This window comes from Nostoc sp. TCL240-02 (assembly GCF_013343235.1).
GTDB lineage: Bacteria > Cyanobacteriota > Cyanobacteriia > Cyanobacteriales > Nostocaceae > Nostoc.
The window spans coordinates 588,938-601,049 of sequence record NZ_CP040094.1; the positions used below are offsets into that span (position 1 = coordinate 588,938).

The 12,112-nt window shown below is 42.0% G+C and carries 10 protein-coding genes; 3 read left to right on the forward strand and 7 right to left on the reverse strand.

All coding sequences use genetic code 11. The annotated features are described in order from the left end of the window. Nucleotides 1-107 precede the first annotated feature (107 nt). Entirely contained in the window at nt 108-2,816 is a 2,709-nt protein-coding gene (locus FBB35_RS02635) for a pre-peptidase C-terminal domain-containing protein (protein WP_174708357.1), read from the reverse strand. Nucleotides 2,817-3,184: 368 nt separating this feature from the next. On the opposite strand from FBB35_RS02635, the gene FBB35_RS02640 reads away from it, so the two are divergent. Then, a complete protein-coding gene (locus tag FBB35_RS02640; RefSeq protein WP_174708358.1) occupies nt 3,185-4,654 on the forward strand; it encodes a cell wall metabolism sensor histidine kinase WalK in 1,470 nt (489 codons plus the stop codon). A gap of 137 nt (nt 4,655-4,791) precedes the next feature. Here FBB35_RS02640 and FBB35_RS34235 read toward each other — a convergent pair whose 3' ends face one another. Continuing rightward, a complete protein-coding gene (locus tag FBB35_RS34235) occupies nt 4,792-5,292 on the reverse strand; it encodes a transposase (RefSeq protein WP_254625801.1) in 501 nt (166 codons plus the stop codon). A 60-nt stretch (nt 5,293-5,352) separates the two neighbouring features. Beyond that, nucleotides 5,353-5,748 (reverse strand): transposase, encoded by a 396-nt coding sequence (locus FBB35_RS34240; RefSeq protein ID WP_254625668.1) that lies wholly within the window; start codon nt 5,746-5,748, stop codon nt 5,353-5,355. A gap of 213 nt (nt 5,749-5,961) precedes the next feature. On the opposite strand from FBB35_RS34240, the gene FBB35_RS02650 reads away from it, so the two are divergent. Then, complete coding sequence (locus tag FBB35_RS02650) at nt 5,962-6,696, forward strand: hypothetical protein (RefSeq protein ID WP_174708359.1); 735 nt, start codon at nt 5,962-5,964, stop codon at nt 6,694-6,696. A 36-nt stretch (nt 6,697-6,732) separates the two neighbouring features. Here FBB35_RS02650 and FBB35_RS02655 read toward each other — a convergent pair whose 3' ends face one another. Then, nucleotides 6,733-7,806, reverse strand: a complete 1,074-nt coding sequence (locus tag FBB35_RS02655) for a tetratricopeptide repeat protein (RefSeq protein WP_174708360.1) — start codon at nt 7,804-7,806, stop codon at nt 6,733-6,735. 98 nt (nt 7,807-7,904) lie between these two features. After that, a complete protein-coding gene (locus FBB35_RS02660; RefSeq protein WP_174708361.1) occupies nt 7,905-8,534 on the reverse strand; it encodes a sigma-70 family RNA polymerase sigma factor in 630 nt (209 codons plus the stop codon). 197 nt (nt 8,535-8,731) lie between these two features. Here FBB35_RS02660 and FBB35_RS02665 point away from each other — a divergent pair, with 197 nt between their 5' ends. Beyond that, nucleotides 8,732-9,328, forward strand: a complete 597-nt coding sequence (locus FBB35_RS02665) for a hypothetical protein (protein WP_012411481.1) — start codon at nt 8,732-8,734, stop codon at nt 9,326-9,328. A gap of 229 nt (nt 9,329-9,557) precedes the next feature. On the opposite strand, the gene lysS is transcribed toward FBB35_RS02665, so the two are convergent. Beyond that, on the reverse strand, nt 9,558-11,243 hold the full coding sequence (gene lysS / locus FBB35_RS02670) for a lysine--tRNA ligase (protein ID WP_174708362.1): 1,686 nt from the start codon (nt 11,241-11,243) through the stop codon (nt 9,558-9,560). Nucleotides 11,244-11,542: 299 nt separating this feature from the next. After that, entirely contained in the window at nt 11,543-11,962 is a 420-nt protein-coding gene (locus FBB35_RS02675) for a hypothetical protein (protein WP_368041819.1), read from the reverse strand. Nucleotides 11,963-12,112 lie beyond the last annotated feature (150 nt).

Below are 12,112 nucleotides of genomic sequence, written 5' to 3' on the forward strand. Positions count from 1 at the left end.
TGTTGACTGTTAGCAAATTTCGTGAACTCGATAGTTTGTCTAGAAATGGTTGAAATTTTAGTGAAACCGCAACCAATTAAATTTTGTTTTGAACAATCACCTCCTGTTTAAAACACGTACAATTCTGTACCGTTAGTCCCGTTATTGGCGGTGAAGAACAGCCGTGTACCAACGACAGTCAGTCTGCCAGGGTTAGCATTTCCTGTAGCGTTAATGTTGCTAACCTTGCGAGTATTGGCAGTGGTGCCGTCGCTTAACCACAACTCCCTGTTGCTGCCATCAGAAGCGGCAAAAGCCAGGGTGCCATTGAAATTAACGAGACTAGTGGGAATACTGTTGTTGGGCTGGTTATTTCCGTCTGTACCAGTCCAAATATCTTTGACAACATTAGTAACTGTGCCATCAGTTCTCCACAATTCCAGACCAGTTACTGGGTCGTTACCAACAAAGTAGAGAATATTACCAGCAGCAGTTAGAGAGAAAGAACCTAAACCAACGTTAGGTGCTTGTCCATTGGCTCCGATAATGACGGTTCCGTTAAGTGTGCCATCACTCTTCCACAATTCCAAGTTGAAGTCATTATCACTATCTGTAACAAAATACAAGGTGTTGCCAACGGCTGTCAGATTTGCCGGCGCGAACTTATTGTTACCGGGTGTAATATCTTTCAGCAAGCTAGCTGTTGTACCACTTTGATACTTCCAGACCTCAAAGCCACTTGTACCATTGCTGGCAGTGAAGTAGAGTGTACTACCTACCACGCTGAAGTCTGCGGGATATGATTGAGTAGCTCCTCCGACACTAATAACTTGTGTGCCGCCAACAGTGCCATCAGTTGACCAAAGCTCAGTATTATTTTTGGCTGTGAAAAAGAGCTTGCTGTTAAAAGCAACGAAACTGGGTGATTGAGAACTACTGAAACTAGGGTTAATATCTACTAAACTGACGCTTGTGCTGTTATAAACCCACAGTTTTTTGATATTGCTACTATCAACTGCTGTAAAGAAGAGTTTGTTACCAACAACGGTAAGATTACTTGGGTTAGAACTGCCAACATTCAGATTAATATCACTAATCCTAGTTACAGACGTGCCATTGTACTCCCAAAGTTCTGTGCCAAAGGTGCTGTCAGTAGCAGTGAAGTATAACTTGTTATTGAAAACAATCAGATCATCCGGGTTGAAACCAGTAGTATTAGTAATACGGGTATTTGTAGTTCCATCACTCCTCCACAGTTGAATACCTGTAGTACCATCATTAGCAGTGAAGTACAAAGTGTTATTCCAAGTGGTCAAGTTATCAGGGTCAGAACTACCAGAACCAGGATTTATTTCCAGTTGGCTAATTTGTGGTTGTGCCGTTATGTTCAGGTTGTAGAAAGTTTCAGCTGAACCAGAGGGATAGATGCGAATGTAGTATGTACCTGCACTAAGGGGAAGATTGCTGATGGTTTCGTTGCTGTTTCCGGTTTGATTAGATATGGCTATTTGTGTATTAACGCTGTTGAATAGCCGTACATCTGCGTTGTCACTCAAGCCAGAAAGGTTGAGATTAAAGGAACTAGCGGTATTAAGATTGAATTTATAGTAATCATTAATATCTATGTTGCCCACAAAGTCACTGAGGGAAATAGAACCGTTTAAAGTGCCTAAATTCTGGGCTGTTCCTGAATTACTACCACCTTGGTCTGGTCCTATGGTTTGGGCAACTACACTCAGAGTATAGTTAGCTGTTGTAGTAGTACCACCACGATTTACCAAGATGTTGTAAGTACCAGGATTTAAGCTGCGGCGAATCGCATCTAGGGTTGTTCCCGATTGGTTGCTTGAAAGAATACCTGCTCCATTTTGGTTTTGTAGTGCTAAATTAGCGTCTGCTGAGAGTGATGTGAACCTGATATCAACTAAAGCAGTTGAGCCGAGAGTGAACTGATAATAGTCTTGAGTATCGCTAGCGCTGACTAAATCTGAGATAGTGGCAGGAAGACCGATAGGAGTGGTAGTTGCTAAACTGTTTCCTCCTTGATCTGGGGGATCTACAGTAAAATTGACCTGCAAATTATAATTAGTTGCACTTGCGTTTGCATAGACTTGGAGATAGTAAGTACCTGCGGCGAGAGAACGATTAATAGAATCCTGGTTTGTACCTGTTTGAGTACTTGTACTTGTACTGGTAGGTTGGAGAGACTGTCCAGCGCTATTCAACAACTGTATGTCAGCATTACCACTTGAAGGATTGAGGTTAATACCAATAGTGCCGTTGTTATTTAAGGTAAATTTGTAGTAGTCGCTAGCATCTGTAACCAAGCCCTTACTTGTACTTGCGACAAAATCAGTTCCACTGTAGCCGGCGGCATTGACCGCTGCACTAATATCTCTGTTAGTGTTTGCCAATGTAGTTGTGTTATCGGAGATGCCACTATCTTGAATAGCTTCGGCTGAGAGAGTAAGATTATAAGATGTGCCAACTGCCGGAGTGGCTAAATCAATCCGAGCATAGTAAGAAGTATTGGCAAGGAGAGTAAAACGTATATTTTCTGATGCGTTACCAGACAAGTTAGAAATAGCGATAATTTGATCACTACTGTTTAGCAAGTATAGATTGGCATCACTATTTGCCACTAATCCGTCAAGGCTTAAGGTAACTATACTAGAACTGCTGGCAGTAAATTTATAGTAATCTCTTGTATCAAGGCTGTTGAGAGAGTCTTGAAAGGTGTTGCTTGTACTGGTAAGAGAACCACCAATGTAAGTTGCAGTATTAAGCGCTGTGGCTGTTGTACTTCCGGGATCGGGAAATCCTGAATAAGTTGGCATAGTTATTTATTATTTTTTATAAAGTCAAAGCACATATACTGGCTACAGTTTATTCAGAGCATTCATCCACACAAGAACTATGTATTAGCTGATGCGATAAAATCTTTAATGTTCTTTGGCATCTCTCCTTTAAGCTTCATTGCAAATAGAATTTAACTCTTAGGGAAAAGATGATGCCTGCGTGTAAGTACTTAATTCAATAAAGCTAAATGTTAAAAAAATAGTTTATTTCTGTAGAAAAGTTTAGTATAAAGTTTTTGTGATTAGATCCTGATTAAAGTATTTTCAAGGAACATAATTGGTAATACCATATCTCTTTTATTCTTTGCTAACTCGCTTATCTAGAGAATTTTTTACAGCATTGCAATATGTTTCAAGCTACTCGTCGCCGTCTTGCTCTTTGGTATACTTCCGTCACTGCTGTATTACTACTACTGTTCGCTAGTGGCGTTTATTTATACGTCCGTAGCACATTGGTTGAGCGGATTGATGATACTCTTAACCATGTAGTAGAAATAGTAGAGCGTTGTCTCACAACAAATCCCTGTGCATCTACGCTCATATTTGAGCCAATTAATGCTGATGCAGATAAATTTCGCATTAATTTAGAAGCCAGCTTTCGTGACAATACCTACACCGTAGAAGATGACCACATCGACTTAGAATGGTTTAGTCCCACTGGTGAATTACTTTGGTCAACGCTATCCGAACCCCTAAATATTCCCATTCATGCCAACCGCACTGGTGAAACTGTGCGCGTCGTCAAGCCAAAGAGTGAAAATTCAAAATTAAAGACGCGATTAATCGCGTCTCTACCGTCACCACTCCTATTGCGGCAAATTACACAACGGGTGGAAGTGGGACGACAAGTAGTAGGATATCTGCGTGTTAGTCATCCCTGGTTTGAAGTCACTAAACCCAGTCGTGAGTTAATTTTTGATTTGGCGCTAGGTATTGGGTTAATGCTGATTTCCGTAGGTGCAAGTGGCTGGTTTCTTTCAGGTAAAGCGATGGAACCTGTAGGTGAGTCTTATCAACGTCTCAAACAATTCACTGCTGATGCTTCTCACGAACTTAGAAGTCCCATCACTTTAATTCAAACAAATGTGCAAGTCGCCCTCGCAGACTTGGATTTAGCAGAGACAGAAGCAACTAATTCTTTGCAGTATCGGCAACAATTAAAGATGGTGGAACGGTTGACGCAGCGTTTGGGTAAGTTAGTTAATGACTTACTTTTCTTAGCACGACAGGATAGTGGTATTAGCAAAGATACTTTTTCACCTTGTCCACTGGATGCCTTGCTGATGGAGGTGGTTGAAGAACAACAATTGTTAGTCCCTGAAAAAAAAATCGCTCTTTCTTTAGATTTAGTTGACCCTCCCGCCTCGGAAACTAGCCCCGAATTATTGGAAAATTGGTTTACCCTTGTGGGGAATTGGGATCAGTTGGTGCAGCTATTCACAAATTTGATTGCTAACGCCCTGCACTATACACCAGCCAGGGGACGGGTGAAAGTAGAATTGGCGCGGATTGAGGGAATAAATCGAGTTTCTGGACTACGTTATACCAGTGCCCAGTTGCAAGTTAAAGTGAGTGATACCGGAGTTGGCATCCCCGCAGAAGCACTACCACGCTTATTTGATCGCTTTTATCGGGTAGATCCGGCACGGACTCATACAACTGGGAATACAACTACAGCCACCGTTACTGGTTCAGGATTGGGATTAGCGATCGCTCAAGCTATTGTCGAACATCATCAGGGTCATATTCAAGTTGAAAGCGCCCAAGGTATTGGCACAACGTTTACTGTGACTTTACCGATAACTCTTGAGTCTTAAATCGCAAATTCAACAATTGTTTCCTGTGATAGATGCAGATAAGTGAATTTATTTACTAATTTTTATGGCAAAAATTGCAGATTTAACCATTAATTTGAAACTTTAGAATGAGATATTTATGTCTGCTATAGCGGTTATCAGTCTTGTGAGGTACAGTAGCAGCAGTGAGTAAACCAACCCAGCAAATTCTCTATTGTCACTTCTGCGAATGCCGTATCTAATGCCTGGAGTAAATCAGGGTATGTCCTTGCACCGATGCGACGGAGAATGTTCTTAATCTTGGACCAACAATTCTCAATCGGTGAAAAATCGGGAGAATAGGGGGGGAGATAAATGAGATGAGCGCCAGCAGCGATGAGCAAAGCTTCAAGTTCATCACTTTTATGGATTGAGCAGTTATCCATGATCACCACTGCACCAGGCCAAAGTTTGGGTACGAGCTTTTGGGCGATGAAGGCATCAAAAGTCAAAGCATCGATAGAACCTAAGCCACTCCATTGGGTGAGCAGTCCTTTCAAGCTAATTGCACCAATTACCGAGACATTTTTCCCTTTGCGGTTGGGCTTTTGAGCATAGGCGAAGGCCAGGCAAGGCGCGGGCACATTTGCGGATGAAGGACAGATTAACTCCCGATTCATCTAAGAAAATCAGCTCTTCGACGGGTATCCCCCTCAAGAGTTTCCAGTACTCAAATCGGGCTAGTTGGACTTCATCACTACCTTTTTTTGTGAGGTGGAGACTTTTTTTTTGAGGTTGAGGTGAAGTTTCCAGCGAACCATCCGATTCACCGTAGCTACCCCAATTAAGACCTCTGTTTTCTCGTAAAGTCGTTCCCGCAATTCGCTTAACGTCGCATCGGGCTGTGCTATGACGAGTTGGCGCAGGATTTCTAACTGTTCAGCATTCAACTTTGTTGCTGTCTGCTCAGTCCGCACCTTGGGGCCTATCATCCCCAATTCTCGATGGCGTTTGAGTAAATTTTGCACAAAACTTAAGGTGACACCAAAGTTTTTAGCCAGTTTTCGTTGGGAAATGTCACCGCAGGCATAAGCATCAACTATTTTTTGACGCAAGTCGAGAGAGTAGGCTTTCATCACCACCAATTATCAGTAGAATTGCTCTCTCCTACTGTACTGAAGTAGACTGATAACCGCTATAATCTATTATTTCTAACCCTATAGCTAGAGAACAAAGCTTGACTATATTGTTAAAATCTAGGTGTTTAGATAACAAATTAGCGACTAATTAAATTTGCTGGTTGAAAAATTTTTAATTAAAGAAAAATTCAATTTGATCAGGAGTCAATAATGAATATGAAGTCTCAAAATTTTCGTAAGTCTGCTAAGTTCTTTGGTGCTATTTTTGGTGGATTAATGATTAGTCTGCCAGTAATTCCTCAAGCAATAGCACAACAATCAGTAGGACAAGAATCTACTCCGAAGATTAACCCCTGTCCTAGAATTTTCTACGAAGAACCACATAATAGTCGGGTTGTGGTGCCGCAAGGATGTCCTCCGAATGCACTAACTCAAAGACTAGCTGCTCAAGGGCTTCTTCCCACCTCTGCTACTCCATCACAAGAGCAAACAAGATTGGGTGTCGGCGGTGAATCTCCAGAAACAGGTGTCACACCATCACGCCCAGCCCCTGGAGCTCAAACTCAACAGCCTTCACCAGGGGCAGTTTCGACCGATCAACCACGACAACTACAACCACGGCAAACTCCCAGCGCGACGATCGCACTGGCAAATGATACAGTTAATATCAGGTTAGTAAATGACACTGCGGCTAATGTAACTTTCCAAGTGATTGGCGATACGGCACCGCGATCGCTACAAGGTAAATCAAATGTAATATTGCAAGGTCTAAGGGCACCAGTAACGGTGACATTTGAACGAGAAGATGGTGGACAGTTGATAGTGACTCCACAAGCTTCTTCAGAGCCAGGAAACTTAGAAGTTAGATTTAACGAAGCCACCAATGCAGCACAGGGCAGAAGTGCTATGAGAATTGAACGAAACGGTTCAGTCTTCTTAAATTAATCAAATTAAGTACGAAAGTAGGGGCAGAAATCGTCCCTATTTTCGCTGAAGCATTTTAGTTAGCTGATCCCGCAATTGGACTTCTTGCTTGCTGTCTTCTAATGTCCGCGCCAGTATAATCGCCCTTTCGTAAAAATTACGAGCAGTTAGGTAATTACCTTGTTGTTTGTATAACTGAGCGTAAGACTCAAAAGATTTTAATTCTTCTCGCAAATTTTGCAATTCTTTAGCGAGTGCCAAACGTTGTCCTAGTAAATCAAAAGCTCTCTCGTAGCGTCCGACAGCAGTGTGAGCTTTCACTAAACCGTCAATTGCCCGTAATTCATTAGTGCGATCGCGATTAGTTTTAGCTGTCCGCATTGCTTCACCATAAGTAGCAATGGTATCCTGATAATTTCCCGATGCTAGGTAAGCATCACCTAAATTATTTAGGGTATTTGCTTCACCGATGGCATCGCCAGTCTGACGGCGGAAAATTAAAGCATTTTCATATAATTTAATCGCCTTGTTATAATCCCCCAACCTGGCAGTTACCAAACCCAAATTGCTCAAAGACAGTCCTTCCCCTTCAATGTTTTTGACACCGTGAGCAATTGTGAGTGCATCTTCAACTGTTTTACCAGCAGCAGCAGATTCTCCTTGTTGCAGGAGAAATGTACCGATATTATTTAGCACAAAAATCTGAGATTGGAAGTCTTTTGTATCACGAGCGATCGCTAATCCTCGTCGTAAAGCATCTTCCGCCTCTTTTGCACTATCAATCTGGATGTAAGCCTTTGCAAGCAAATTGTAAGTCAGACCTTGTGCTTTGAGGTCGCCAATTGAGTGATATAGTTCTAGTGCCTGCAAGCAAGATGCAATTGTTTTATCGGCATATCCTGAAGCGTATTGTTGTTCACCGATACGTAGTAAGCTATCTGCTTCATCTCTTGATTGTCGCCCAACAGAACTATTTAAAGGACGATGGAGTTGTTGCGTAATATCAACCGCACCAGCAGCTATAGGACTCAGCAAAAAAGTAAACAGTAAAAAGCTGTGTAAAAGCACCTGGGGACGAGAAATCACACCTACACAAACTAATTGCCTTGGAAATACAAGCCGTTGTTTCATAAAAATTACCCGTAAAGTTGCGGGTTTAAGTAGAAGGTCTAAGAAGAAGTTTTAAGTTTATAAATTGAAGACAAACAATATACGCATTTACACTTAAGCTAGGATTGAGCTAAATTTTCCCCAAAGTATATGGCGCGGATATCTGTGGGTAATTTGTCCTCTAGCATACGATAGCCTTCCTGAAGAAAATTGGCTACTTCGTTGGGAGCGATCGCTTCTCCTTCGGCTTGCAGATAGGCGGCGATTCTCGTTTCGCTCCAGTGGAAAGTTTGAGACATTAAGACGATTAATCGTAAAACAGGTGGTAGTTGGTCTAATGCCTGTTGTACATAGCACCATAGCGGCGGCGAAGTCGCTTGCAGAGAATAATGAATTGCTTCTGTGGGTGGTAGTTTAATTTCGTTAATACAGAAAGCTGTTATATTAATTAACCAATTTTGCATGGTTAAGGCTGGCTCACCTGATTCAGGGGTGGTTAAATTTAGTCCACCGAGTTCGTAATAGATATGTCGCCAGGTGAGGGCGAACAGATAATCTGCTTGCACGGGCGATCGCGCTGAATGCCGAATTAAGGTATACACTATGGGGCTATAGCGGCAAAAAATCACCGTAAAATACTTTCCAGCATCTGGATGGCGCTGAAACAGAGTCAGTAGTTCTTGATCGCTATGATGAAATAGCGACTTTACCAGAGGGTGATTAGCTTCAGGAAAATGAGGAATTTGCACAAGTCTTTGAGTTGATAGTTGTTAAAATAATTTTGGGAATTGCACTCCCGTAGTTAATCGCATAATATCTTGGTGTTGCCCAGTTTGTAGCCGGGACTCAGACAACTTAAGTTATTGATAAACTAGAAACAAGGACTTAATTTGAGTCTTAATCGACAATTATAAAATCGACTCCCCTATAGAATCCTTATTTGTTCATGGTTATAGCAGTTAGTGTGATGTCGTTTCTCCTCAGTCCCCTTACTTTAGGCTCCTTTCTCCCTTCCTTGCCCTTGGATAGCCTGTTTTCCACCCAAGGCATTATGGTAATGCTGCTAGCAGCTTACGCTGGTGCGATGTGGATGTTCCTCACCAGCGCCCCAAAAGTACACACTGTAATGGTGTCAGATTTGGAGATTGCCCGACAGTTGTATGAAGGGCTGCTAGATTTGCCAGCAGCTGAAGTGCCATTGCACTATTACTACAACTACGAACAAACTATAGGCGCAACTGGGATCGATCCGCTATACATGTCTACAGGGCCGAGTTTGTCAAGCAAAATGATGAACAATGCCACTGAGGGGTTGTGGTATCAATTGAAGAAAAATACCCAGCTACACGTTATTACTGGGGCGAGTTTAGGTAGCAAGAATCAGCAACGCCACGTTTGTTTTGACCACGACTGCCTAGAAATGATTTTAATGCGAGTCGAAACACGCGGTTTGAAATTCAAGATTCGTAACCAGAAACCCCTGAATTTTTTGGTCAAAGATTATGAAGGGCGCGTGATTGAGGTGGCTGAGGTAGCGAATTAGTCATTAGGTTTTAGATTGTTTTAGATTGTGTGGTGCGTAGCTTGCCGTCGTAGGCATCGCGCCACACAATATTTTTTTTAGTAGCTAGGCATAAATAAATTAAAGTTTGTAGTCAGGACTTTAATCGTGATAAACCTTGCTATGAGCAATAAATCGCTCACTAAGAAAAATAAAAAGGGTGCGTTAGGCAAAGCCATAACGCACCCAACTGTTTATATGCTTAAGTAGGTCAACTCAATTGTTCAAACTTGAATTTCCCTTTAATGAACTTGTTAAAGTGTTGACCTTTAGACGGTGCATTGTCTAAGTCTTCCTTGACGCTAGGAGGGACTTTGAAATACTCGTAAACACTTCCACTGTCAAATTCAATAGTCAGTGTTTGAGTTTTTGGTTCATAGCTAAATTGCTTAATAACGCTGCCTTCTGGCTTGAGTAGAGGGAAGGCAATTACATCCCGAATGCTAGCAGAATCAGTTAATAACATTACCAACCGATCAATCCCAATCCCTAAACCACCCGTAGGCGGCATACCGTATTCAAGGGCTGTCAAAAAGTCTTCATCTACACCTTGGGCTTCTAAGTCACCAGCAGCTTTTCTTTCAGCTTGGGCTTCTAGGCGTTCTCTTTGATCGATGGGATCTGTAAGTTCTGAGAAGCTGTTTCCAGTTTCTCGCCCGACGATAAATAACTCAAATCTTTCCACTAAACCAGGTTGAGAACGATGGGGTTTTGCTAAGGGCGAAATTTCTACTGGGTAATCAATTACAAAAGTAGGTTGAATTAAATTAGCTTCTACCTTTTCTTCAAAAGCTAAATTCAGTAACTTACCAATTGATTTGGCTTCATCTATACCAAGAATCCCAGCATTTTTACTTGCTGTTTTTGCTTCTTCCAATGTTTGGAAAGAATTGAAATCTAAGCCTGTAAATTCTTTAACTAAATCGTGCATTGTTACCCGCCGCCAAGGTGGAGTTAAATCTATAGGTTCCCCTTGGTAGGTGATTTGCAATGTGCCGAGTACATCTTGGGCGACAGTGGTGATGATCCCCTCAGTCAGCGCCATCATATCGTTGTAGTCGGCGTAGGCTTGGTAAACTTCAATCGTTGTAAATTCGGGATTGTGTCGAGTCGAAATTCCCTCATTACGGAAAATCCGTCCCAATTCAAACACCTTTTCAAAACCACCGACAATCAACCGCTTGAGATGGAGTTCTGTGGCAATTCGCAGATACAACTCCATTTCTAAAGTGTTGTGGTGGGTGATAAATGGACGCGCATCTGCACCCCCAGCTTCACTTTGCAAAACTGGCGTTTCAATTTCTAGAAAATCTCGCTGTTCCAAATAACGGCGAATCCCAGCAGTAATTTGGGCACGACGGCGGAAAGTTTGCCGCACTTCTGGGTTAACAATCAAGTCAACGTAGCGCTGACGGTAGCGCTTGGCAACATCCGTTAATCCGTGCCACTTGTCGGGTAGGGGTAACAAGGATTTAGTGAGGATAGTATATTGTTTAACGTAGACAGATAACTCGCCCTTTTCAGTCCGTTTAATAGTACCTTTAACTCCCAGGATGTCACCTGCATCTGTGAGTTGTTTTAAATGATTGAAAGCATCAGCATCAATATTTGCCATGCTTTCTTGGATGCGATTTTTATCCAAATAAAGCTGAATTGTGCCAGTTTCATCTTGCAAGGTAAAGAAAGCCAGTTTACCGAAAACGCGACGCGCCATAATGCGTCCAGCGATCGCAACTTCTAAATCAACTTCTTCACCACTGGCTAAATCGGCAAATTGCTCTTGCAACTGCGCTGCATGATGGGTAGATTCCCAACGATAGGCATAAGGGTTAGTCCCTAGCTGCTTGAGTTGTTCTACTTTCTCCAGCCTGGCGGCTCGGATATCTTCTTCCGACATGGTAACGAACTAAATAGGGCAAGATTAATTATAGATGCTGCAAAAGTTGAGAGGAACAGATATTTACACTAAAATCCCCTACAGGCAGCGACAACCCTATGTGTATCTGATTATCTCAAGCGTTGGCGCAGCCCGCCGCAGGCATCGCTAGCGTAAGTTGCCCATTAAATCATCAAAATCCTGTAGAGACACTAAATCTCACGTTTCTTGGTGTAGTTTATCCAAAAACTATGATAGAGAAAATATTATTGATATCCTCGCTGACAAAGGCGCAAAATTTTACTCTACAAGTAAAATCTTTATTTCTGTACGATTTTTAGCGAATGCCTAGACGAAATAGCCTTCATTTTCAAATTAGTAAATTGAACGATCGCCTTTACAAACTCTTGTTGTTCTGGTTGCAAATTCAGCTTTTGTAGGGCTTGATTCATATTATTACCAGCCCGGATATTGTGATTAAGTTGGGCGCGTTGTGATGTGTTTAATACTGTCTCAATTTCCCTGTTTCTTCTCTGGCGCACAGCCTGAAGTTCTTGGCTTTGCAAGGGAGTCAGGTTAATCTCTGACGGGGTGGAGTAGCTTGCCGTTTTGGTAATTTGGGCGAAAATGACACCAGAAGTAACCGGTACAGCTAAGGCAATTCCCGGCATGGAAAGGACAATACTTAGAATAGCTGCGAACACAGAGAGCCGTTTTGTCAATTGAATTGCCATATTCATAAATGCCTACATCTTATTTAACGCTCAGATATAGTTAAGCAGTTTTCAAGTCTCTAATTTTGAATATTGAATTTATCCTACCTTCAAAAGTGCCTTAATGCGGTAAAACTCACATCTTGCATAAATCTTAAGTAGGGCAGGCACTATTTA

Coding starts and splice junctions, on each gene's coding strand:
- FBB35_RS02635 (WP_174708357.1), bottom strand. CDS start 2,816: ATGCCAACTTATTCAGGATTTCCCGATCCCGGAAGTACAACAGCCACA.
- FBB35_RS02640 (WP_174708358.1), top strand. CDS start 3,185: ATGTTTCAAGCTACTCGTCGCCGTCTTGCTCTTTGGTATACTTCCGTC.
- FBB35_RS34235 (WP_254625801.1), bottom strand. CDS start 5,292: ATGAATCGGGAGTTAATCTGTCCTTCATCCGCAAATGTGCCCGCGCCT.
- FBB35_RS34240 (WP_254625668.1), bottom strand. CDS start 5,748: ATGAAAGCCTACTCTCTCGACTTGCGTCAAAAAATAGTTGATGCTTAT.
- FBB35_RS02650 (WP_174708359.1), top strand. CDS start 5,962: ATGAATATGAAGTCTCAAAATTTTCGTAAGTCTGCTAAGTTCTTTGGT.
- FBB35_RS02655 (WP_174708360.1), bottom strand. CDS start 7,806: ATGAAACAACGGCTTGTATTTCCAAGGCAATTAGTTTGTGTAGGTGTG.
- FBB35_RS02665 (WP_012411481.1), top strand. CDS start 8,732: ATGGTTATAGCAGTTAGTGTGATGTCGTTTCTCCTCAGTCCCCTTACT.
- lysS (WP_174708362.1), bottom strand. CDS start 11,243: ATGTCGGAAGAAGATATCCGAGCCGCCAGGCTGGAGAAAGTAGAACAA.
- FBB35_RS02675 (WP_368041819.1), bottom strand. CDS start 11,962: ATGAATATGGCAATTCAATTGACAAAACGGCTCTCTGTGTTCGCAGCT.